Raw genomic sequence first — 22,400 nt, 5'->3', positions numbered from 1 at the left:
TCGAAGGGATGACCCACGCTGGCCCTATGGGGCGAGCACAGCTTCCTGCAGACGATCGACGCCGTCGCGGCCTGGCGCGACTACGCCGAGAACGTCACCGGCCGGATGATCGAGGACTGCGGCCACTTCCTCGCCGAGGAACGCCCCGATGCCGTCCTCGAAGAGCTGACGCGATTCCTGAAGCGCTGATCCCCCGGCGGGCGCGCCGCGAGAGACGCGGCGGCGACCGCCGGGGATCGGGAGCCCGGTCAGCGGGGGGCGGTGTTCGCCCAACCCATCTCCAGGAACAGCTCCTGCGTGAAGACGGTCCCCGGCTTCATGCCCTGGGTCTCGGCGCCCCGCCCGGACACCAGCACGGTCTCGGTGCCGAGCACCTGATAGGTGCCGGGCCGCAGCAGCAGTTCGACGTCGAACGTGCCGCGCGCGTCGGAGCTCCTCGCCGCCAGCGCGGTGGCGGTCCGTCCGCGGACGTCCGTGGTCCGGCCCTTGTTGCGGATGCCCTGCATGCCGGCGAGCGTCCGGAAGACGGCGGCGCGCAGCTTCGGCGAGCCGGGTTTCGCCAGGAAGTGCGCGGCGTTGGTGAGCGCGGCACTCGGGCCCCCCTTGCCGCCGGGGCTGAGCAGGTACGCCCGCAGCGCCGACGGGTCCTTCGGGAGCGCCTCGCGCTGGGCCTGGGTGATTTGCTGGGCCGCCGGGCATATCCGCGGCTTGGCGGCGCACTCCTTCCGCGCCCGGGCCAGCATCTTCTCGTAGCCCTTCCGCTGCGCCGGCGTCGTCCGTACGAGATCCCACTTGTCCGGGGTCGCGGTCTGCGCGATGTACTGGCCGTTGGAGAGCACGCGCCAGGTCGACGGCGATCCCGCGCGCTGCCAGGCGGCCCGGTCGGCGGACGTCTGGGGGATCGCCCCGGCGAACCGGCTGCGGAAGACGTCGTCATCCCCGTCGGTCCGGGCGATCCACTGGTCGATCTCGTGCCGGGCGCCGGTGATCACATAGTCGCCCTTCGCGACGTGGTACGCCTGACCGTCGATCACGTGGGAGTGCCAGTAGCGTCCGACCGGTTCGGAGGCGGCCTTCTGCGCGGCGGCGAGCAGCACCTGCTGCGCGGTGAGCTGCGTCGTCGGCATGGTCCGGGAGGCGGGGGAGCCGCCGCTCACCGTGAGGGCGACCGCGGTCGCGGCGGCCGCCGTCGCCACGCCCAGCCCGCCCAGCCCCAGCCGGAAGGTCGTGCCCCGCGGCCGTGGCCGGGGCTTCGCCTGGGCGAGGACGCGCCGCCGTCCCTCGGCGATCACCTCCGCCGACGGAGGCGCCTCCGCCAGGAAGCTCCGGATCATGCGCTGGTCATCCATCGTTGTCCTCCCCGAGTGCGGAGCGCACCTTCTTGCGGGCCCGGCTCAGGCGGGAGCCGACCGTTCCGTACGAGATGCCGAGCGCCACCGAGATCTCCTCATGGGAGAGCTCGGAGACGGCGCTGAGCAACAGGACGTCGCGCTGCCCGCGCGGCAGCGCGGCGAGCGCCTTGGCCAGGCGCGGCTGCAGGCCCTCGGCGCGAACCCAGTTCACGACGCGGTTCTCGTGGCTGTCGGCGACCTCTTCCGGGCCGAGCTTGGCCAGGGCGCGGTACCGGCGCATCTCGTGCCGCCGGTGTTGCGCGACGAGCCGCGTCGCGATGCCGAACAGCCAGGGCCGTACGGGGCCCTTCTCCGGGTCGTAGCCGCCGTGTTTGCGCAGGGCGATGACGAACGTGTCGGCGGCGATGTCGTCGGCGACGTCCCGGCCCAGGCGGCTCGCGACGTAGTCGTAGATGGCGGGGAAATGCTCGTCGTAGAGCGCGGCGAAGGCGTCGGGCGTGCGTGCGGCCGGCTCGGCGATCCGCGCGCCCTTCACGTTCTGACGTCCATCGTGGGCACCTTCCGGTGAGCGAGAGCTGTCACCGGTACTCCGACGAAGGCCCTGGGGCCTTTCCCGCCGCCCGACATGATCGACCCCCGGTTGCCGCCGCACTCTACGCGCGGCGGCCGCCGGGGATCTCCTCGTTCGTGCCTCCGTCCCGCCGTCATACGACGGTGCGGATCAGTCAGGGCCGGGGAAGGTCCAGGCGGTATTCGTTGGTGCGGTGATGCAGGCGGAAACCCAGGTGCCGGTTGACGGCCAGGAGGTCGGCGTCATGCTCGGCGTTGTCCGTGGCGACCTGGTCGACCTGCGGGTACTCGTCGTGCAGGGTGCGCAGCATCGCCGCTTTGATCCACAGGTCGAGTCCGAGGCCACGATGACCGGCGACCAGCGGGTGGTCGTGCTGGGTGACGCGTGTGCCGATACCGCCGGGGATCACGACCTCGGTGCAGCCGACGACCTGGCGGGCGTGCTCGGCGGCGACGGTCAGCAGCACATCGCCGGGGACCCTGCCGCGCCGGCCGGGCCGCGTGACATCCGCCGTCCCGGCCAGGCGGTAGCCCGGGTGCTCAACCGCGACCAGTTCGTCCAGCCAGGCCGGATGCACGTCGTCCATGGACAGCAGCAGGTGGTGAAGCGTACGGACCCGGGTCAGCCCCCGGCGCAGGCAGAGACCGTCGCCCGGCCCGTCCGCGGGCGCCGCCAGGATGACGCCGTTCCGCCCGCGGGCGCGGGCCTCGGCGGCCAGCGCGGCCAGCAGCCCGCTGCCGATGCCACGGCACCGGTAGGCCGGATGGACGTGCACCTGTGCCTTCGCGGTGGCGACAGGGGTGGACAGGCACAGCATCGCCAGCCCCACGACCTCGCCGTCCACGGTGGCCGCCCACGCGGCCGTCGGACCGGTGGCCAGTCGCATGCGGAACCGTTCGAGGTCCGGCGGCGCCAGACCGGGCAGGTCGTGGGCCATGGAGGCGACGACCACCGCATGCCAGGCCCGGACCTGCTCGGCCGCCGGCTCCCCGAGGGACACGATGGGGTCGACACTCATCCCTGGCAGCGAGGACGGTGAACCGCCGGATGCCGTTGTCATCGCCGGTGGGCGGGACGGGATCGCCCAAGCGTCCCCGCGCACCACACGGTGTCCTGATGAAGAGTCATGCACCGCAGCGTGGCGCGGACACCAGACCGCGATCAATGCCAGATTTGCGAACAGACCGATTAGCGAAACTTATGAGTACGATCCGTCTCAAATGGAGCTGCGCGATATCGAGATCTTCCTCACGCTGGCGGAGGAGCTGCACTTCGGCCGGACCGCCGACCGGCTGCACATCACCGCTGCCCGGGTCAGCCAATCGATCAAGCAGCAGGAACGCCGCATCGGCGGCCCGCTGTTCGAACGGACCACGCGCAGCGTCCGCCTCACCCCGCTCGGCCGGCAGCTCCGCGACGACCTGGCCCCCATGTTCCACGGGCTGCAGCAGAGCGTGGAGCGGGCCCAGCAGGCCGCCAGCGGCACCTTGGGGACCCTCACCCTGGGCACCATGGGCCCGCAGGGCTGGATGATCGACCAGATCGTCGAGCTGTTCCAGGAGCGGCACCCGAACGCGCGGCTCGTGCACCGCGACATCAACCCGGTCTACCCGTTCGACCTGCTGCGCTCCGGTGAGGTCGACATCGCGCTCCTCTGGCTGCCGGTCCGCGAACCCGACCTCACCGTCGGCCCGGTCACCCACACCTCCCCGCAGGCGCTCATGCTCGCCGCCACTCACCCCTACGCCGACCGTGACTCGGTCTGCCGGGAGGATTTCGGCGATCTCACCTTCATCGCGCACAGCTCCTCGGTCCCCGCGTACGTGGAGGAGGTGTTCCAGCCCTTCCACACTCCCTCCGGCCGTCCCGTCCCTCGCGGGCCCCTGGTCGCCAACTTCGACGACGAACTGAAAGCGGTCAGTTCGGGGCAGGCGGTCCTCGCGGTCCCGGCCGAGGCCGCGCGCTTCTACCCCTGGCCCAACCTCGTCTCCCTGCCCATCCGCGACGCCCCGCCCATACGATGGGCGCTCGTCTGGCGCACCGCCGCCGAAACCCCGATCGTCCAGGCCTTCGCCCAGGCCGCCACCGATCACACCGCCGACGGCTGACGTTCCGCCGGTCGGCGGAACCGGGCAGTGCGCCGCCGACGCCCCCGGGCGGGTGCGCCGTGCGCCGCGGTCCGGGCGCCGGAACACGGGTGCGCACCCTCGCACGCCGGTCAGGCCGCTGCCGGAGGACAGCGGGCCGAGGGCCGGAACGCGGGCGCGCACCCTCACGTGCTGGTCAGGTCGCCGCGGGCGGGCAGCGGTCCGGGCGCCGGAACAGCGGGCGCCGCACCCTCGCATGCCGGTCAGGTCGCGGTGGGCATGCGAAGGCCCGTCCGGCTGCGGGTCCGGACGGGCCTTCCCCGTCGACCTCAGGCGACGGTGCGGTGGACGTTCTCGCGTTCGGCCGGGCCGGGCTCGGCCTCGGCGATCCACGGGCCGGGGATAGACGGGTCGAGGACGCCCTCCTCCAGCCAGGTGAAGCGGCCGTCCAGCACCTGCCGGGCGACCTTCCCGTCGAGGGCGTCGGTGTTGTGCCAGAGCCGGTCGAACAGCTCGCCGATCCGCACCCGCGCCTGTTCGCAGAACGCGTCCGCCAGCTCGTACGCCTCGGGCCGGTCGTCGGCCTTGGCCCGGACGCAGACGGCGCTGATCGCGAAGAGCTCGGCGCCGATGTCGACCATGCGTCCGAGGAAGCCCTGCTTGCGTTCGAGCGCGCCCTGCCAGCGCCCGGCGGCGTAGAACACCGAGCGGGCCAGCTTGCGCGCGGAGCGCTCGACGTAGCGCAGGTGCCGCGCCAGCGGGCCGAACTCGGTGTACGACCCGGGGCGCTGCCCCGCCCCGGCGAGGAGCGTGGGGAACCAGGTGGAGTAGAAGCCGCCCGCGCGGCCGACCGCCTTGGCCTTCGCCTTCAGGTCGGCGTCGGGGTCGATGATGTCGCCGGCCACGGACAGGTGCGTGTCGACCGCCTCACGGGCGATGAGGAGCCGCATGATCTCCGAGGAGCCCTCGAAGATGCGGTTGATGCGCAGGTCGCGCAGGAGCTGCTCGGCGGGCACGCCCCGCTCGCCGCGCGCGGCCAGGGACTCGGCGGTCTCGTAGCCGCGACCGCCGCGGATCTGCACGAGTTCGTCGGCGACGCGGCAGGCCATCTCCGAGGCCCACAGCTTGGCCAGCGCCGCCTCGATGCGGATGTCGCCCCGCTCGTTGTCGGCGAGGGCGCTGGACAGGTCGACCATCGCCTCCAGCGCGTACGCCGTCGCGGCGATGAAGGAGATCTTGGTGGCCACGCCCTCGTGCTCGCCGATCGGGCGGCCCCACTGGACGCGCTCCTTCGACCACTCGCGGGCGATCTTGGTGCTCCACTTGGCCGCCCCCGCGCACATGGCCGGCAGCGACAGGCGCCCGGTGTTGAGCGTGGTCAGCGCGATCTTCAGACCCTGGCCCTCTTCGCCGATGAGGTTCGCGGCGGGCACGCGGACCTGGTGAAGGCGGGTGACGCCGTTCTCGATGCCGCGCAGGCCCATGAAGGCGTTGCGGTTCTCGACGGTGATGCCTTGGCTGTCCGCGTCGACGACGAACGCCGTGATGCCGCCCCGGTGGCCCTCGGACTTCGGCACCCGCGCCATGACGACGAGCAGGTCCGCGACGACGCCGTTGGTGGTCCACAGCTTGACGCCGTCGATGACGTAGTCGTCGCCGTCCGGAACGGCGACGGTGCGCAGCCGGGCCGGGTCGGAGCCGACGTCGGGCTCGGTGAGCAGGAACGCGCTGATCTCGTTGACACAGCGTGGCAGGAACGTCCGCTTCTGCTGGTCGGTGCCGAAGAGCTTGACCGGCTGGGGGACGCCGATGGACTGGTGCGCGGACAGCATCGCGCCGATGGCGGAGTGCGCGGACCCGGCGAGCATGAGCGCCTTGTTGTAGTAGACCTGGTTCAGGCCCAGGCCGCCGTACTGCTCGGGGACCTTCATGCCGAAGGCGCCGAGGGCCTTCAGCCCTTTGATCACGTCGTCGGGGATGCGGGCCTCGCGCTCGATGATCCGGGCGTCCACCTTCGTCTCGCAGAACTCCCGGAGCCGGGACAGGAACTCCTCGCCCTTGCCCCGCTCCTCCTCATCGGCCCGGGGGTGCGGATGGATGAGGTCGAGGCGGAAGTCGCCGAGGAACAGCTGCTTGCCGAAGCTGGGCAGGCGCCATGACGTCTCGCGTGCCTCTTCGGCGACGCGGCGGGCGGTGCGTTCGTCCACGTGCGCCATGAGGATCACCTCCGTAGGAAGTTACTCCTTGGTTCTACCCGCCAGTAGATCCGGTATTCGGGAGGTTCTCTCCGGCTTGCGGAGGCGGGGCGACGTACGGGTCGGCCGGCAGCGGACGGGTGACGCCTCGGTCCTCCCGGGTCAGCGGAGGCGGCGTGTTCGGGGGCGGGATGGCGCCTGCGCCCTCCCCGGTTCGCGGAGGCGGGGTCTGCGAAGGCGGAGTTTGTGGGGACGGGGTCTGTGGGGGCGGGATGGCGCTCGGGCCGCCCCTGGCTTGCGGGGGCGGCGCGACGCGTGGCAGCTCGACGCGGACGACCGTGCCCGCGCGCGGCGCCGAACGCAGCGCGGCGCGCCCGCCGTGCGCCGCCGCGATCGCCGCGACGATCGCCAGCCCCAGGCCGCTGCCGCCGCTGCCCTGAGCGTGGTGGAACCGGTCGAAGGCCCGCGCGGCCTCCTCCGGAGCCATCCCCGGCCCCTCGTCGGCGACCTCGAGGACGACCGCGGAGTCGGTCCGCGCCAGCCGTACGGTCGCCGGCGTGCGGGGCGGGGTGTGCGCCCGCACGTTGGCCAGCAGGTTCGCAAGGATCTGCCGGATCCGCGCCTCGTCGGCCACGGTGACCAGCGAGTCCGGCACCTCCAGCCGCACCGGCCGGCCCGGCTCCACGGCCGTCGCGTCCGCCGCGGCCTCCCGCGCCAGCGCCGCCAGGTCGACCGGTTCCGGAGAGAGCGCCGAGCCCTTGTCCAGGCGCGCGAGCTCCAGCAGCTCGTCGACGAGGCGGCCCATGCGCGCCGCCTCGCCGGAGATCCGCCGCATCGCCTCCTCGGCGGTGACCGCGCCCTGCTCGTACAGGTCGGAGTAGCCGCGGATGGTCGTCAGCGGCGTGCGGAGCTCGTGCGAGGCGTCCGCGGCGAACTCCCGCACCTTCGCCTCCGAGCGCAGCCGCGCGAGGAACGCCTGCTCGATCCGGCCGAGCATGACGTTGATCGCGCCGGCCAGCCGGCCCACCTCCGACGGCGACTCCTCCATCCGGGCGCTCAGGTCGCCGCCGCCCGCGATGCCGTGAGCCGTGGCCGCCATCCGGGACAACGGCGAGAGTCCCCGCCGGACCAGTCCGCGGCCGAGCAGGGCGACCAGACCGAGGATGACCAGCCCCGTGGCCGACTCGGCGACGAGGAGACCAGCCACGGTCGCGTGGACGTCGGTGAGCGGGTCCACGATGACGGTGGCGTTCCCGCGCGGCCCCACGAGACCGATCGCACGCATCCCCCCGAACCGGAACGGCTTCCCCCGCCGCGCCTCGGCGAAGAGTGGATCCAGGCCCAGCGTCCGTGCGCGCTCCAGCGCACGGGTCGGATCGGGATAACCGTTCCCCGCCGCCCAGAGCCGGCCCGCCGGGGTCACCTTGAGCACGACGTAGCGGCCGGAGACGCCGTTGTCCACGGTCGTGGCCAGCTTGGGGCTCCGGCGTACCGCCTCCAGCTGGTTGTTCACGCGGTGCAGCAGGTAGGTCCGCATCGCGACCGCGCTGGCCAGGCCCATCAGCGTCAGCCCCACCGCGGTGACGACGATCAGCCCGGCGACGAGCCGGGAATTGAGCGACCTCATGCCGGGGGCCGCAGAGCGTAGCCGACACCCCGCTGGGTGTGGATCAGGTCGGGCCCGAGCTTGCGGCGCAGGTAGCTGATGTAGGTCTCCACGACCGGCGAGCCCGCCGAGTGGTCCCAGCCCCAGACGTTCTCCAGCAGTTGCGCCCGGGTCAGCACCCGGCCCGGGTTGCGCATGAAGAACGCGAGCAGCCGGAACTCCGTCGGCGACAGCTCGATCTCGGCGCCGGCCCGGCGCACCGTCCAGTGGGCGACGTCGACCTCGAGGTCGCCCACGCGGAGAACCTCGTCGGCGGAGCCGCGCGGCCGGGCGCGCCGCAGCACCGCGCGTACGCGGGCGACGAGCGCGTCCACCGCGAACGGCTTGGTCACGTAGTCGTCGCCGCCGAGCGTCAGCCCCGTCACCGTGTCCGAGGGCGTGTCGCGGGCCGTCAGGAAGATGATCGGCGTCTCGTCGCCGTCGCCGCGCAGGCGGCGGCAGACCTCGAAGCCGTCCAGGTCGGGCAGCATGATGTCGAGCACGATGAGTCCGGGGCGGTCGTCGTGCACCCGACGCAGCGCCTCGGCTCCCGTGGCCGCCGTCACGACGGCGAATCCGTGGAAGCGCAGGGCGACCTCCACCAGATCCCGGATGTTCGGCTCGTCGTCGACGACGAGCACTCGTGGGTTGTCCATCGGCTCCATCATCGCGCCGTTCCCGTCCCCGGGGCAGGTGCGCCATCGACCCCAGGACGACGGCCACCGTCCCGGGACCGGTACGGCAAACGCCCCCGGGACGGCGGCCACCATCCTGGGAGCGGTACGGCCACCGACCGCAGTAGGGCGGCAAGCGCCCCCGGGAGGGCGGCCACCGACCTCGTCAGGGGCATCACCGACCGCAGGAGGGCGGCCACCGACTCCGTAAGGGCACCACCGACAGCTGGAGCGCGGCCACCGACCCCGGGGGGGACGGCCACCGACCGCAGGCGGGTGGCCATCGCCCCGTGAGGGGGGCCACCGACGCCGGGAAGCGGCCATCATCCCCGGGAAGGCGGGAACCGGCTTCCGGGGCGGGGCGGCGGGTCAGCTGTGGGAGGGGGTGGGCGACGCGGTCTCCTGGGCCGGGACCTTCTTCGGGACGACGACTCGTTTCGCCGTACGGGCGCCGCCGGCGTCCAGGCCCGCGACCACGACGAAGTCGCCCGTGGCCAGCTGCGACACGGTCGACTTCGCCCCGTTCTTGCGGACCCGGGTCTTGTCGTCGGTCTTCCACTGCCAGGTGACGCCGTCGGCGCTGCGGACGCTGAGCGTCCCGCCGCTCGTCGCGGTCAGCCGCCCTCGCTGCCAGTCGACCTGGGCGAAGCCCTTCTTCGTCCGGACGGTCGCCTGCCCGTGGATGCCGCGGACGGCGCGGACGCCGCGCAGCGGGTGCCGCTTTCCACCGTGGGCCGCCGCGGGCCGGGCGCCCCCGGACGCGCCCGCGGACGCGGGAACGGCCAGGTAGACGCCCGTGCCGACGACGCCGACGGCAAAGGCGGAGACACCGCCAACGATCTTCTTGTTCAACTTCGGCCTCCTTTCAGGTTGCCCTCATCCAGTGAAGAAGAAGGTCTTGAAGAACCCGGTGGAGGAATCTGGGAGATCCGTGGGAGATGGCCAGGAACGGTCCAAGACGGAGAGATTGCACAAAGCGCTTGACCGTGCCACAGGAGCCGGGGTTCGCTGTGCGTGATGAATGAGACACGGAGGCCAACCCTCATCGTCTCCGTGCAGCGCGCGCTGCATCTTCTGGAGGCGGTGGCGTCGCACCCCGGCGGCGCACCGGCCAAACAGCTCGCCCGTCAGGCCGGGCTGCCGCTGGCCACGACCTATCACCTGCTGCGCACACTCGTCCACGAGGGATACGTCGTACGCACGAGCGACGGGTCCTACCTCCTCGGCGACCGGGTCGACTCGCTGCAGGACGACCGACGCACCCAGGACCGGCTCGTACGGATCCGGGCCGTGTTGACCTCCCTCCGCGACGAGCTCGGCGTGGCGGCGTACCTCTGTATGTACGAGGAGGGGGAGTTCCGCGTCGTCGACATCGCGGACGGCCCACGGACGCCCCGGGTCGACCTGTCGGCCGGCCTCAGCCAGACGGCGCACGCCACCGCGATCGGCAAGTGCGTGCTGGCCCAGCTCGACCCACCCGCCCGGCGAGAGCACCTCGCCCGGCATCCGCTGATCGGCCTGACGCCGCACACCATCACCCATCGTGGCGAGCTCGAACGCCGGCTCGGCTCCCCGCTGGCCCTTGACAGGGAGGAGTACCTCCTCGGAACCGGGTGCGCCGCCGTACCGGTGACCGACGCGTCCGGAAAAACGGTCGGGGCCCTCGCGGTCTCCTGCAGCCCGGCGAGACTGGCGAAGATCGAGGCCTGCGCCCCGCGTCTCCGCACCGCCGCCGCTCGGATCAATCGAGCACTCACCATCTGAAAACAGCCATCTTGCGGTCACTACGGATTATCGTGAACCTTTGTGCCATAGGGCGGCAGCCCCCACAGATTCCCGCCCCGGGCCATGGTCCGACCTCGATGTGCTCATGGCCACGGCTGTCGAAGGGTTCTGGCCTTCCGGCCACCATGGTCCCGGGGCGGGGCACGATTTCACGTACGGCGCGTTCCGTTCACGGTGGCCGGATGAGCACCGGCTGTGGATAGACTTCTCACCCACCTGGGCCCGTCGTCGACATTCAGCGAGTGATCGCATGCCAGCAGCGAAGAACAATTCCATCGCACGCTCCCTCCTCGGCCTGCTCGGCAGCGGTCGGCCGGCACCGGAGACCTTCGAGGGTGATGATCAGCCGGCGGCAGGCGAGGGCCAGCTGGAGAACCACCTGGGCGGCGATGAGGCGAAGAACTACCGCCAGTACGAGTACGACACGGTGGCCCCCCACGTCGGCCGGTCACTGCTGGAGGTCGGCTCCGGCCTCGGCCACTTCTCCGAGCAGTTCGCGGGCCGCCTCGACTACCTCGTCGTCAGCGACAACGACCCCTACTGCGTCGAGCAGCTGAACAAGCGCTACCAGGGCAACGACGACGTCGAGGTGCTCGACCTCGCGCTGCCGGCCGAGATCAAGATCAAGCGCAAGGTCGACACCGTCGTCATGATGAACGTCCTGGAGCACATCAAGGACGACGTCCAGGCGCTGAAGGACCTCGCCGCGGTGGTCGAGCCCGGCGGCCGCATCGTCATCTGGGTGCCCGGCTACATGCAGCTGTACGGCGACTTCGACCGCAAGGTCGGCCACGTGACCCGCTACACGCCGAAGACCCTGGCCGCGACCGTCACCGGCGCCGGGCTCGACATCGACATGCTCAAGCCGATCAACTTCCTCGGCGGCATCGCCTGGTGGGCCGCGGTCCGCCGGGGCGGCGCGGGCTACCCCGACCCGAAGCTCGTCAAGATCTACGACCGTACGGTCGTGCCGACCACCCGCTTCATCGAGCGGTTCGTCCGCCCGCCGTTCGGCCAGACCGTCTTCTGCGTCGCCCGCGTGCCGGAGTAGGAACGCCCCGCACGGCGCCGGCCTGGACGGCCGCCGCGGCAAAGGAACTGCTCAACCGAGCACTTTGAGCAGTTCCTTCGCCAGCGGGCCGGCGGAGGCGGGGTTCTGTCCGGTGTACAGGTTGCGGTCCACGACCGTGTACGGCTTCCAGACCTCGCCGCGGGTGAAGTCGACGCCGAGGCCGACCAGTTCGTCCTCGAGCAGCCACCTGGCCTTGGGAGCCAGCCCGACGCCCTCCTCTTCGTCGTTGGTGAAACCCGTGACCTGGTAGCCGGCGAAAGGCGAAACCCCCTTTCGCCGGGTGGCCAGCATCGCGGCCGGCGCATGGCAGACGATGGCCAGGGGCTTGCCCGAGGCGAGGGCCGCGGTCAGCAGCCGGCCCGAGTCGGCGTCGTTCCACAGGTCTTCCATGGGGCCATGGCCCCCGGGGTAGTAGACGGCGTCGAAGTCCTCCAGGCGGACGTCCGCCAGTTCGATCGGCCGCCGCAACTCCTCGGCGGACCGCAGGATCCCCTCCTCTTCCAAGGCGATCTGCTCACCGCCGGCCATCGAGGGGCGCAGGCTCATGACGTCCACGTGCGGCACCACGCCACCGGGGGTGGCCACCACGACCTCATGTCCGGCCTCGGTGAGCGCGCTGTACGGGGCCGTGAACTCCTCGGCCCAGTAACCGGTCGGATGCCTGGTGCCGTCCTTGAGCGTCCAGTAACTCGCCCCGGTCACCACAAACAGGATCTTGGCCATAAGGAGTCGCCCCCTCTGTCGCTGTGTGATCAAAATGGCCGAGAATGTGATGTTTGCCACCTTATGCGCTATATGCGTCCATCAGGACTCCGGCCCCACGTACCCCTCGGCGATCACGGCAGTGGCGGTGAGCGGTCGCCGTACGGCTCGCCGAGACCTTTCGTTGTTCCGACCCCGAAGACTCTCGGCGATCACGGCACCGGAGGAGACTGGCGTCATGGATGAGCGAGCGGAGCTCGTGCGCAGGCTGGACTCCGCGGTGCAGGTTCTGCGGCATGGCCGGTTCGGGCTGTACGGCCCGGTGATCCGGGACCGGTTCCTGGGTGGACTGCCCGCCGCCGTGACGCCGACCGGGTACCGCGTGCTGCGGTTCATCGAGGTCAGTTCTCCGCCACCGCCCAGCGTGTCCGATGTCGCCGCCGCGCTCCTGGTCGACCGCGCTCGCGCGGTGCGCGTCGTCGACCGGCTGGCCGCGGACGGCCTGGTGGCCCGAGTCCGCGACGAACTGGATCGGCGGATCCGCCGGGTCGCGCTGACAGAGGACGGACGCCGCCATCTGCGGCTGGCCGCCGCCCGGCGATCGGAGCTCCTCGGCGAAGCGCTGTCCGACTGGTCGGGACCGGACCTGGAGCAACTGGCGGCCTACCTCGAACGGCTGAACGACTCCGTCGTCCGCAATCTGCCCTGACCCGGGAGCGCCTGAGCCGGCCGCCGAAATGGTTGTCCGGGTTAACCGCCGGGTCGTCGCCCCGTAGCGGTCAGTGGCGCGCTGTTCGCCGTCCGCCGGTACCGGGCGGACCGCGCCGATCTGAAGAGTTGTCCCCATGACGACGGCATCGCCGGGCGGCGGGCACGCCCAGGACACATATCCCCAGACGGACGGCGAGCAGAGCACGGCCACGGGCCCGGAAAGGACGGGCGGCGGGGTGAGCCGACGTGGCCTGCTCGGAGTGGCAGGTACCGGAGCGGCGGTAGGCCTCGCCGCCGTCACGGGCGTCCGGCCCGCAGCCGCCTCACCGACGCTGTGGAGCCGGCCCGAGGGGTCGGGCATGCCGCCGGTCAGCGGCCTGCACCTGCAGTTCGGCGAGGACGCCGCCAGAGAGGTCGTCGTGTCCTGGCAGACCTCGGTGCCCGTACGGCGGCCGAAGGTCCTGCTGGGCACAGCGGACAGTGGCTTCGGCCGCGAGGTGCCGGCCGAGACGTCGTTCTACAAGGACGGCCAGTCCGGGCAGACGATCTACGTGCATCACGCCAGACTGCGGCGGCTGCGCCCCGATACCGACTACGTGTACGCCGCGGTTCACAACGGAACGACGCCGGAGCCCGGGTCGTTCCGGACCGGTCCCCGCGGCAGGGCGCCGTTCACCTTCACCAGCTTCGGCGACCAGGGCACTCCCACCGTCGGGAAGCTGAACGGACCGAGGCCCGCGAAGATCACCGAGAGGCTGACGTATCTCAACGACAACCTCGGCTCGCCGTACGCGGGCGATGTGACCACCGCCGTCGAACGCGTCGCGCCGCTCTTCCACCTCATGAACGGTGACCTGTGCTACGCGAACCTGGCCACCGACCGCCTCCGTACCTGGTCGGACTGGTTCGACATGACGACCCGGTCCGCCCGGTTCCGGCCCTGGATGCCGGCCGTCGGCAACCATGAGAACGAGCTCGGCAATGGACCGATCGGCTTCGCCGCCTACCAGACCTACTTCGCGCTGCCCGGCAACGGCGGCGACGCGGAGACCGGGGGACTGTGGTACGCGTTCACCGTCGGATCCGTCCGCGTGGTGAGCCTGGCCAACGACGACGTCGTGTACCAGGACGCGGGCAACTCCTACGTCCGCGGTTACTCCGGTGGCGCCCAGCGGCGCTGGCTGGAGGCCGAACTCGCGCGCACCCGCGCGAACCGGGACATCGACTGGATCGTCGTCGTGATGCACCAGGTCGCCATCTCGACCGCCGACCATCCGGGCAACGGCGCCGACCTCGGCATCCGCCAGGAATGGCTGCCGCTGTTCGACAAGTACGGCGTCGACGTCGTCGTCTGCGGTCACGAACATCACTACGAGCGGTCCCACCCGATCCGCGGCCACGCTTCCAACGACACCATGACGCCCGACCCGGCGGCGACCGCCACCGACGTCGTCGACACGGGCAAGGGGACCGTCCACATGGTCATCGGGGGCGGCGGCACCTCGATCCCGTCGACGGACGTGCTCTTCGACAAGCCCCAGTGCAATGTGATCACCGGCGTCGGCCCGGCCGGTGCCAACGGCAAGAAGACCCCGGTCTACGTGACGGAACCGGCACCGTGGTCGGCGGTCCGCGACCGCGTGAACCCGTACGGCTTCGTCGCTTTCTCCGTCGACCCGGGCACCCGGCCCGGCGGCCGTACGACGATGGCCGTGACCTACTACGCCGTCACCGGCCTGTACGGCCAGACCACCCCGGTCGACACCTTCACCCTCCAACGGACCCGTCAAGACGGCTGACGGCTCCCCGAGAGCTCTGTCAGTGGGCGCTGCGATGCTGCGGCGATGACTCCCTGGAACCTGTTGGAACTCGACAAGGCTCTGCGCGTGAGCTGGGCCGCCGACGCCTACTCGCCCGACGGCCAGGCCGACTGGCGGCCCGACAATTCGCTGCATCACCTGGACCCTTGGCCCGGACTCGTCCGGCTCCGGGACCTGGCGGCGCCGGGCGGTGTGGTCAGGCTGTGTTTGAAGAGATGTCTCGTCGAGGGCCTTCTCGTGCCCAGTTCTCTGCGCGAGCGAGGGCCTGGCTGATCCAAGGCATCTTGTCGAGGCTGTAGGCGTTGACATCGTGATCAACTTGTTCGGCCACCGTGCGCTTCAGTGCCGCGTATTCGTCGCGATGGCTCTGATTGGCGCGAAGCCAGTCGCGTAGTAGCAGCATCTCTCTCCAGATCGGTGAAGAAACCGGATGGAAATGAACGTTGGCTGATCGTCCGGGATCGGCGTCCACCGCGACCTGCTCGTCATGGTGGGTTCCGTGTCGATCGATGCCGTAGAACGGGCCGACGACGTGGACGAAGCCGGCGCGGTGGCTGGCCGCCGCGCATGCGACCGCGGTTTGGAGGTCATCGACGACGACCTGAAGATCGATGATGTCCTTGGCGAACATTCCAGGCACGGAGGTCGATCCGATGTGGTCGATGCGGTGTGCTCTAACTCCCATTGCCAGGGTGAGCCGGTCCATGAGCCGGGCGGCTTGTTGCGCCCAGGACGGGTCGGGATCGGCCAGCACCACCCGCTGGCGCCTGGGAGCGCGCTTGCGCTGGGTGAGATTGGTCGCGAACGGCACTATCCGGCGTTGCCAGAGCTCACGCACCCCATCCGATCCGCCGCCGGTCTCTGGCGCCCAAACGTCCACTCCCGCGTTCTCCAGCGATGTTGGGCGTTCGTGCTCGGCGCGCACCCCGACTACGAGATGGCAGGAACCTGGGTCTGGTTCGGGCGTTTGAATCACCTGGACGTCGGCCGGCTTATCGGCTGCGAGTTCCTGCAGGCGCTTGAGCGTGTGGCGCACCGCTGTGGTGTCCCTGCCGGTGACCGTCAGCTTGAGCATGTGACCTCCCGTCGCGATCTCGATCGTCGCATGGCCGGGCACCGCGGGTGGCTTCCAGGTCGAGGTGGCGGAGCAAGTCTCATTCGCCGAGACCTTTCGTTGCTATGACACCGAAGAGCCTCGGCGATCATGTCTGCCGGTTGGCGTGCTCCCTGCGTTGGGAGGAAGCCAGAGCTTGTCACCCTGCAGGTGATCCCGTTTGACGCCGGTCCACATCCGGCCACGGGAGGCCGGTTCACAATCATCAGCTTCCGAGGCCAGGATCCGGATGCCGTCTATATCGAGACCATCGGCGGTGAGCTTCTGATCGAGAGTGAGGGTGTCGCCCAGTACCGGCGTGTGTTCCGCCGTCTGAATGCTGACGCCTTGTCGACTGAAGATACGATCGCGCTGATCGGCCGAATGGCCGGTTCATGACCCATTGGACGAGAGACGGTGCTCATGACCCAGCCCGATGTTCTGCGTGTCCTCGACTGGCGCAAGTCCCAGCGCTCTGAACAACAGGGCGCGTGCGTTGAAGTCGCCGTCGTCAAGAGCTGACCTGCTGGATAAGAGAAACCCCTGGTCGATGACCAGGGGTTTCTCTTATCGCCCGGTGGGTCCCTTGCTCGCCTCGGTTCAGCCGGTGAGGCGGAGGCGGTGGGCGGTGGCGGCGGCCTCGCCGCGGCTCGAGACGTCCAGTTTCGCGAGGATGTTGGAGACGTGGACGCTGGCGGTCTTGGCGGAGATGAACAGTGTCTCGGCGATCTCCCGGTTGCTGCGCCCCTCCGCCAGCAGGCGCAGCACCTCCTGCTCGCGGGGCGTCAGCCCGAGCGGCGCCTGACCGCCGGGCCCGCGGTCCAGGCGGAGCCGGGCGCGGCGGGCGACCTGGTCGATGTCCGCGCGCAGCGGTCGTGCTCCGAGGCGGTCGGCGATGTCGGCGGCGTCGCAGAGCATCCAGGTCGCGGCGTCGCGGTCTCCGTCGGCGATGGCGGCCTCGGCGGTCCGGAGGAGTGCGTGGGCCTGGGGGTACGGGGAGCCGAGCTCGCCCCACGCGGTTGCCGCCGCCTCCCATGCCGTACGGTCCGCTGCGCCGTTGGCCTGGGCGGACTCCGCGTCGAACGTCGCGCGCCAGGCCGCCATCACCGGGCCGTACGCCGGCTTCGCGGCGGCGATCGCTCGGAGCCGGTCGGCGAGCGCCCGGTCACCTTCCATGACGCAGGCCCGCATGCCCGCGACCAGGATCGGCCAGACATACCGGGCCTCCCGGCCCATGTCGTGGTCTGTGACGGCGCGTACGGTGGCCGCGACAGCGCCCGGGCCGTCGCCCTCGGCGAGACGCCACTCGATGCTCAGCCGCGCGATGGGGAGGAGCTGTTGCGGATAGGGGTCGTCCGCGGCGGAGAGCGTGGTGAGCCGCTCGATCGCCGTGGCCGCCGCGTCGCCGTGGCCGCGGGCGATGGCGATCGCGGCGCGGCATAGGAGCAGCTGAGAGAGCCGCCCCAGGCTAGGGGACACTTTCTCGGCGAGCTCGATGGTCTCCAGCGCCTCGTCCCAGCGGCCGAGCGCGACTTGCGCGTCGGACGTGTTGTGGGCCGCGATGATCCCCTTCGTACGGGCCTGGCCGAGCGATTCGGCCAGCGCCAGCGTCTGCCGCCCTGCGGCGATGGCCGCCTCGTACTCTCCCTGGACGAAGAGGACGTCGACGGTGTTGACGAGCGAGCGGAGCCGGGCGTCGTCGTCGTGCGCGCGAGCCGCCCGTGCAGCGGCCTGCTCCAGCGCGGCCAGCGCCTCGGCGAAGCGGCCGTGGATCGCCTCCGCGATCGCGAGGTTGTTCAGCGCGTCGGCCGCGGCACAGTCGTCACCGACGCGGTCGGCGAGCGCGAGGGACTCCTCGATGACCGGCCGTGCCTCATCATCGTCCAATAGGACCAGGATGCGGCCCAAAGGTTCCAGCACCGCCGCCCGCTCCGGCGAGTCCTCCGGCAGCAGGCGCTCGGCTCGCCGCAGGTCGTCGAGCGCGCCCGCTTGCCCTCGGTCGAACTTCAGCCGCGCCCGCCGCCGGAGGATCAGCGCGACCTGCTCGGGGTCGTGCTCCTCGTCGACCTCGGCGAGGGCGGCGCGGACGAACGCGAGGCCGCGGTCGGGTTCGCCGGAGGCGCCGGCCGCCTGGGCGGCGCGCCGGAGCACGCCGACGTGGTCGGTGCCGATCCGCGTCGCCGCGTCCGGCACCCGATCCCACAGCTCCAGGACGCGCTCCAGCATCTGCAACTGCTCGGCGTAGGCGAACGCGGCCTCCGACTCGCGGGCCGCCTCCCAGGCCGCCTGCAGGGCGCGCTCGTGATCGTGTGCGCCCTGCCAGTGCATGGCCACCTCGACGGCGGAGCGACCGCCGACGCTCAGCGACGGGTCGGCCTCCAGCGCCTCGGCGAACCGCTGGTGAAAGCGGGAATGCTCGCCCGGAAGCAGCTCGTCATGGATGGCCTCCCAGATGAGAGCGTGCCGGAAGGCGTACGCCTGATCGTCGACGATCAGGATGTTCCCGTCCACGGCAGGGCGCAGCAGGGACGACAGCGCCCTGTCGTCGAGTCCGGAGACGGCGGCGAGCAGCGCGTGCCCGAACCGTACGCCGGCGACGGCGGCCAGGCGCAGCAGGTCCTGTGCCTCCTCGGGCAGCCGGTGCACGCCGGCGAGTACGAGGTCCCGCAGCGACTCCGGCATTCCGCAGTCGGGGGAGTCGGCGGTCGCCTCGACGAGCAGCGGGATGCCGGAGCTGCGCTCGTACACCGCGTCGACGACTTTCGGGTCGGGTTCGCTGCCGAGGATGCCGGCGAGCTGGCCGGCGGTCTCTGCGCGCGTCAGCCGGGGGAGGTCGAGCCGGACCACGCCCTCGATGCGCTCCAGCTCCGCGATCACGGGGCGCATGGGATGGGACCGGTGCAGTTCGTCGGAGCGGAAGGTGATGATCAGTAGGACGGCGGCGTGCCGCAGGCTGCGCAGCAGGAAGATCAGCAGGTCGCGGGTGGACCGGTCGGCCCAGTGGGCGTCCTCGATGATCAGCGTCAGCGGGCGGCGTTCGGCGAGCCGTTCCAAGAGCACGAGCATCTGCTCGAACAGCCGTACCCGGGCGTTGTCCGGATCCGGATCGGCGGCCGGTTCGCCGAACTCGGGAAGCAGCCGTGCCAGGTCGCGTGCGCCGTCGTGCGGCATGAGCGCGGCGATCTCCGACGTGCCCACCTCGCGGACGAGCTGGCGGAGCGCGGCGGTGAACGGCGCGTAGGGGAAGCCGACGGTGCTGAGCTGCAGGCAGGCGCCGGTGAGGATCAGCGCCTCACCGGCGATCCGGTCGGCGAACTCCCCGACCAGCCGGGTCTTGCCGCCGCCCGCCTCGCCGCCGATCAGCACGCCACCGGGCGTCCCGGCCGTCGCCCGTCGTAGGGCGTCGGCCAGGACGGCGAGCTCCTCCTGTCGGCCCACGAACGCGGGGCTCACCTCACGTGCGCGCACGCCGTCCAGAATGCCACGCATATCGGGATCTCAGGCCGAGGTGACGCGCGGGCGCGGTGTCCGAAGGGACAGGCGCCGCCCGCGGGGGAGGCGGAGGAGCCGGCGTTCCCACGCCGCCTCCCGCCACTCCCGCGTACGCTCCGTGATCAGCGCGTACGTGATGTCGGGATGCATGGTGTCCTCCTGTATGAGTGGCTGACACCATCAAGACTCGGTCTAAGACGGGATCCGGCACATCGGGTGAATGTCCTATCCGGCGGTCCCTGTCCCGCCTAGACCTGTCGCTGGAATGCTCAGGGACTTAGGGCCTGTCTCGAAGCCCCGCTACGGACGGGGACTTTGAGACAGGCCCTAAACGATGCCGAGCCGGTGGGCGGCGGCCGCGGCCTCGCCACGGCTGCCGACCTGGAGCTTCGCCAGGATGTTGGACACGTGCACGCTGGCCGTCTTCGCGGAGATGAACAGCCGGCCGGCGATCTCTCGGTTGCTGCGGCCCTCCGCGACGAGCCGGAGCACCTCCAGCTCGCGCGGGGTCAGCCCGAGCGTGGGCGTGCCGGTCCGCCCGCCGAGGGCGATCCTGGACCGCCGGGCGTGTGCCTCGATCCGTTCGAGGAGCGGCCGGGCGCCGAGGCCCTCGGCGATCTCGGCGGCCTGCCGTAGCCGCGCGGTCGTGTCCTCCCGGGCCCCGGCGTCGTGCGGGTCGTTCGCCTCGGCGGTCCGCAGCAGCCCGTACGCCAGGGGATAGGGCTGCTTGAGGGCTTCGAAGGCGTCCGCGACGGCCGCCCACCCGTCCCGGTCGAGCACGCCCTCGGCGCGGGTCGCCTCGGCCTCGAAGAGCAGCGCGTACGCGTGCTGGACCCGGCCGCCCTCGGGGGTCTTCTCGGCGGCCGCCCGGATCCGGGTCAGCAGCCGCGTGGCGCGCTCGCCGCCCGCCTCCGCGCACGCCCGCGCGGCGGCGCACAGCAGCGGCAGGCCGTAGCGCACGCTGACCGACGGCTGCAGCTCCGTCAGCACGTGCTCGACGGCGTCGAGCGCGCCGGACAGGTCGCCCTCGGCGACCCGCAGGTCGATCCGCAGGCCCTCGGAGGGGAACAGCTCCTGGGTGCGGGAGAAGGTCGGGGCGAGCACCGCGTCCAGGGTGCTGACGGCGCGGGCGGCGGCGTCGAGGTCGCCGCGCGCGACCGCGATGACGCCGATGATGTAGTGCAGCGAGGCCCGGGTGAGGGGCGGCGGGGACAGCTCCAGGGCGTGCTCGATGACCTCGAGGGCCTCGTCCCAGCGGCCGAGCGAGACGAGCGGTTCGGCCAGGTTGATGCTCAGGAACGCCCCGGAGGTGCGGGCGACGCCGCTCTTGCCGGCGAGCGCGACGCCGCGCCGCGCGACCTCGACGGCGCGTTCGTGCTCGCCGAGGCCCTCGAGTACGTGGGACTCGTTCGTGGCGATGCGCAGCATCGCCGAGTCGTCCGCCCCGCCCCGCAGGTACACCGCCTCGGCCTTGGCCAGCTCGGCGAGGTGGCGTTCGCCGTCGTAGTCGGAGAAGTCGCAGCCGGCGATCGTCGTGAGCGCGTGCGCCTCGACCGTCGCGTCGCCGACCGCGCGGGCCGTGGTGAGGGCCTCGACGGCGAGCGCCCGCGCCTCCTCCAGGCCGGTCGGCAGCAGGTACAGCTGCTGGGCGAGGGTCGACAGCACGCGCGCCCGCGCTCCGCTGGGTGGGTCGGCGGGCACCAGCCGCGCGGCCTCCCGCAGGTCGTCGAGCGCCTTCGGATGGCCGAGGCGGATCTTGAGCCGGCCGCGGTACTCCAGGACGCCGGCGGCCCGGATCGGATCGTCGATCTCCTTCAACGCCGCCTTCGCGAAGGCGACGCCGCGTTCGGTCTCGCCCGCCAGGTCGGAGGCGTCGATCGCCATCTCCAGGACCCCGGCGTGGTCGACCCCCAGCCGCTCCGCCGCGTCCGGCACCTTGTCCCACAGCTCGAGGACGCGGTCGAGCATGCGAATGCACTCGGTGTACGCGGTCGCCTCCTTGGCGACCTGCGCGGCCTTCCAGGCGCTGACCAGAGCCCAGGTGGCGTCGTGCGCGGAGTACCAGTGGTGGGCGAGCTCGGCGGCCACACGGCCCATCGGGACCAGCGACGAATCCCGCTCGAGCGCCTCGGCGAACCGCGTGTGGGTGCGGGTGTGCTCGCCGGGCAGCAGGTCGCCGTGGACGGCCTCCCGCATCAGCGCGTGCCGGAAACCGTACGCGTCGCCGTCCACGACCAGGACGTTCGCCGCCACGGCGGGCCGGAGCACCCGGGACAGCGCGCCGTCGTCCAGGCCCGTCACCGCGGCGAGCAGCGGGTGCTCGACGCGGTCGCCGCCCGCGCTGGTGACGCGCAGGATCTCCTGGGTCTCCTCAGGCAGCTTCCGCACGCTGCCGAGGATCAGGTCGCGCAGCGACTCGGGCAGTTCACCGTTGATCCGGTCGTTGCAGTCCAGCAGGGCCTCGACGAACAGCGGGTTGCCCTCGCTCCGCTCGTACACGGCGTCGAGGGTCCGCTGGTCGAGGTCGCGGCCGAGGATGCCGCGGGCCTGTTCGGCGACGGCGCGGAGGGGCAGGCGGTCCAGATCGAGCCGCTGGACCCAGTCGGCACGGTCCAACTCGGCGAGCAGGGGGCGGAGCGGGTGGTCGCGGTGCAGCTCGTCGGACCGGTAGGTGACGATCACCAGTAGCCCGGACGGGATATTGCGGATCAGGTAGCTGAGCAGGTCGCGGGTGGATCGCTCCGCCCAGTGCGCGTCCTCGATGACCAGGACGGCCGGCTCGTCCGCGGTCAGCCGTTCGAAGAGCAGCAGCACGTGGTCGAACAGGCGAATACGCGCCTCCGCCGTCCCGGTCTCGGTGTCCGGCTCGCCGAACTCCGGGAGGAGCCGGGCGAGCCCCGCCGGTGTCCCACCGGGCAGCAGCGCGGCGACGCCCTCCACCCCGATCTCCCGGACCAGCCGGCGCAGCGCGGCGCTGAACGGGGCGAACGGCAGGCCCTCGGAGCTGATCTGTAGGCAGCCGCCGACGAAGGTCCGTACACCGGGCCGCGAGTCCAGGAATTCCCGGATCAGCCGGCTCTTGCCGACACCCGCCTCACCGCCGACGAGCAGGGCGGCCGGCGGCTCGCGGAGGACTCGGTCCAGGAAGGCGAGCTCATCGGCCCGACCCGCCAGGACGCTACTGACCATTCGCACGCCCCA

At 71.5% G+C, this 22,400-nt stretch carries 19 protein-coding genes; 7 read left to right on the top strand and 12 right to left on the bottom strand.

What is annotated here, in order from left to right; translation table 11 throughout:
• Positions 1 to 248: 248 nt before the first annotated feature.
• The 3 genes from ABEA24_RS36560 to ABEA24_RS36550 form a co-directional block, all read right to left on the bottom strand.
• Positions 249 to 1,349: a CU044_5270 family protein gene (locus tag ABEA24_RS36560; RefSeq protein ID WP_345437033.1), complete on the bottom strand. Its 1,101-nt coding sequence runs from the start codon at positions 1,347 to 1,349 to the stop codon at positions 249 to 251.
• Positions 1,342 to 1,887, bottom strand: coding sequence for an RNA polymerase sigma factor (locus ABEA24_RS36555; RefSeq protein WP_345437031.1), 546 nt, complete (start codon positions 1,885 to 1,887; stop codon positions 1,342 to 1,344). Before ABEA24_RS36555 ends, ABEA24_RS36560 begins: the two co-directional genes overlap by 8 nt.
• 190 nt (positions 1,888 to 2,077) lie before the next feature.
• Entirely contained in the window at positions 2,078 to 2,941 is an 864-nt protein-coding gene (locus tag ABEA24_RS36550; protein ID WP_345437029.1) for a GNAT family N-acetyltransferase, read from the bottom strand.
• Positions 2,942 to 3,143: 202 nt separating this feature from the next.
• Between ABEA24_RS36550 and ABEA24_RS36545 the strand changes: the two genes are divergently transcribed.
• The gene (locus ABEA24_RS36545; protein ID WP_345437027.1) at positions 3,144 to 4,031 is read left to right on the top strand and encodes a LysR family transcriptional regulator; all 888 of its coding nucleotides are present in this window, start codon (positions 3,144 to 3,146) and stop codon (positions 4,029 to 4,031) included.
• Between the two features lie 308 nt (positions 4,032 to 4,339).
• On the opposite strand, the gene ABEA24_RS36540 is transcribed toward ABEA24_RS36545, so the two are convergent.
• The 4 genes from ABEA24_RS36540 to ABEA24_RS36525 form a co-directional block, all read right to left on the bottom strand.
• Positions 4,340 to 6,226, bottom strand: a complete 1,887-nt coding sequence (locus tag ABEA24_RS36540) for an acyl-CoA dehydrogenase family protein (RefSeq protein ID WP_345437025.1) — start codon at positions 6,224 to 6,226, stop codon at positions 4,340 to 4,342.
• A gap of 34 nt (positions 6,227 to 6,260) precedes the next feature.
• Positions 6,261 to 7,832, bottom strand: coding sequence for a sensor histidine kinase (locus tag ABEA24_RS36535; RefSeq protein WP_345437023.1), 1,572 nt, complete (start codon positions 7,830 to 7,832; stop codon positions 6,261 to 6,263).
• Positions 7,829 to 8,506: a response regulator transcription factor gene (locus ABEA24_RS36530; RefSeq protein ID WP_345437021.1), complete on the bottom strand. Its 678-nt coding sequence runs from the start codon at positions 8,504 to 8,506 to the stop codon at positions 7,829 to 7,831. Before ABEA24_RS36530 ends, ABEA24_RS36535 begins: the two co-directional genes overlap by 4 nt.
• Before the next feature lie 387 nt (positions 8,507 to 8,893).
• A complete protein-coding gene (locus tag ABEA24_RS36525; protein WP_345437019.1) occupies positions 8,894 to 9,376 on the bottom strand; it encodes a hypothetical protein in 483 nt (160 codons plus the stop codon).
• Between the two features lie 165 nt (positions 9,377 to 9,541).
• Between ABEA24_RS36525 and ABEA24_RS36520 the strand changes: the two genes are divergently transcribed.
• Together ABEA24_RS36520 and ABEA24_RS36515 are read left to right on the top strand one after the other, a co-directional pair.
• Positions 9,542 to 10,288 carry an IclR family transcriptional regulator gene (locus tag ABEA24_RS36520; RefSeq protein ID WP_345437017.1) on the top strand — a complete coding sequence of 249 codons (747 nt, stop codon included), beginning with the start codon at positions 9,542 to 9,544 and terminating at the stop codon, positions 10,286 to 10,288.
• Positions 10,289 to 10,559: 271 nt separating this feature from the next.
• Positions 10,560 to 11,360: a class I SAM-dependent methyltransferase gene (locus tag ABEA24_RS36515; protein WP_345437015.1), complete on the top strand. Its 801-nt coding sequence runs from the start codon at positions 10,560 to 10,562 to the stop codon at positions 11,358 to 11,360.
• 51 nt (positions 11,361 to 11,411) lie between these two features.
• Here the strand turns inward: ABEA24_RS36515 and ABEA24_RS36510 are convergent, their stop codons facing one another.
• The gene (locus tag ABEA24_RS36510) at positions 11,412 to 12,104 is read right to left on the bottom strand and encodes a type 1 glutamine amidotransferase domain-containing protein (protein ID WP_345437013.1); all 693 of its coding nucleotides are present in this window, start codon (positions 12,102 to 12,104) and stop codon (positions 11,412 to 11,414) included.
• 217 nt (positions 12,105 to 12,321) lie between these two features.
• Between ABEA24_RS36510 and ABEA24_RS36505 the strand changes: the two genes are divergently transcribed.
• Positions 12,322 to 12,792 carry a MarR family winged helix-turn-helix transcriptional regulator gene (locus ABEA24_RS36505; protein WP_345437011.1) on the top strand — a complete coding sequence of 157 codons (471 nt, stop codon included), beginning with the start codon at positions 12,322 to 12,324 and terminating at the stop codon, positions 12,790 to 12,792.
• Between the two features lie 136 nt (positions 12,793 to 12,928).
• Positions 12,929 to 14,593 (top strand): purple acid phosphatase family protein, encoded by a 1,665-nt coding sequence (locus ABEA24_RS36500; protein ID WP_345437009.1) that lies wholly within the window; start codon positions 12,929 to 12,931, stop codon positions 14,591 to 14,593.
• A gap of 217 nt (positions 14,594 to 14,810) precedes the next feature.
• On the opposite strand, the gene ABEA24_RS36495 is transcribed toward ABEA24_RS36500, so the two are convergent.
• The gene (locus ABEA24_RS36495) at positions 14,811 to 15,689 is read right to left on the bottom strand and encodes a GrpB family protein (RefSeq protein WP_345437007.1); all 879 of its coding nucleotides are present in this window, start codon (positions 15,687 to 15,689) and stop codon (positions 14,811 to 14,813) included.
• A 189-nt stretch (positions 15,690 to 15,878) separates the two neighbouring features.
• Between ABEA24_RS36495 and ABEA24_RS36490 the strand changes: the two genes are divergently transcribed.
• Positions 15,879 to 16,106, top strand: coding sequence for a Scr1 family TA system antitoxin-like transcriptional regulator (locus tag ABEA24_RS36490; protein WP_345437005.1), 228 nt, complete (start codon positions 15,879 to 15,881; stop codon positions 16,104 to 16,106).
• A gap of 24 nt (positions 16,107 to 16,130) precedes the next feature.
• The gene (locus tag ABEA24_RS53785; RefSeq protein ID WP_425551282.1) at positions 16,131 to 16,229 is read left to right on the top strand and encodes a DUF397 domain-containing protein; all 99 of its coding nucleotides are present in this window, start codon (positions 16,131 to 16,133) and stop codon (positions 16,227 to 16,229) included.
• A 78-nt stretch (positions 16,230 to 16,307) separates the two neighbouring features.
• Here ABEA24_RS53785 and ABEA24_RS36485 read toward each other — a convergent pair whose 3' ends face one another.
• The 3 genes from ABEA24_RS36485 to ABEA24_RS36475 all read right to left on the bottom strand — a co-directional run bounded on the left by ABEA24_RS36485 (position 16,308) and on the right by ABEA24_RS36475 (position 22,388).
• Positions 16,308 to 19,175, bottom strand: a complete 2,868-nt coding sequence (locus tag ABEA24_RS36485) for an ATP-binding protein (RefSeq protein ID WP_345437003.1) — start codon at positions 19,173 to 19,175, stop codon at positions 16,308 to 16,310.
• Positions 19,176 to 19,205: 30 nt separating this feature from the next.
• The gene (locus tag ABEA24_RS36480; protein WP_345437001.1) at positions 19,206 to 19,349 is read right to left on the bottom strand and encodes a hypothetical protein; all 144 of its coding nucleotides are present in this window, start codon (positions 19,347 to 19,349) and stop codon (positions 19,206 to 19,208) included.
• Positions 19,350 to 19,526: 177 nt separating this feature from the next.
• On the bottom strand, positions 19,527 to 22,388 hold the full coding sequence (locus tag ABEA24_RS36475) for a helix-turn-helix transcriptional regulator (RefSeq protein WP_345437464.1): 2,862 nt from the start codon (positions 22,386 to 22,388) through the stop codon (positions 19,527 to 19,529).
• Positions 22,389 to 22,400 lie beyond the last annotated feature (12 nt).

Source organism: Actinoallomurus vinaceus (assembly GCF_039542055.1).
Lineage (GTDB): Bacteria > Actinomycetota > Actinomycetes > Streptosporangiales > Streptosporangiaceae > Actinoallomurus > Actinoallomurus vinaceus.
This window is presented reverse-complemented; position numbering and strand designations above follow the sequence as displayed.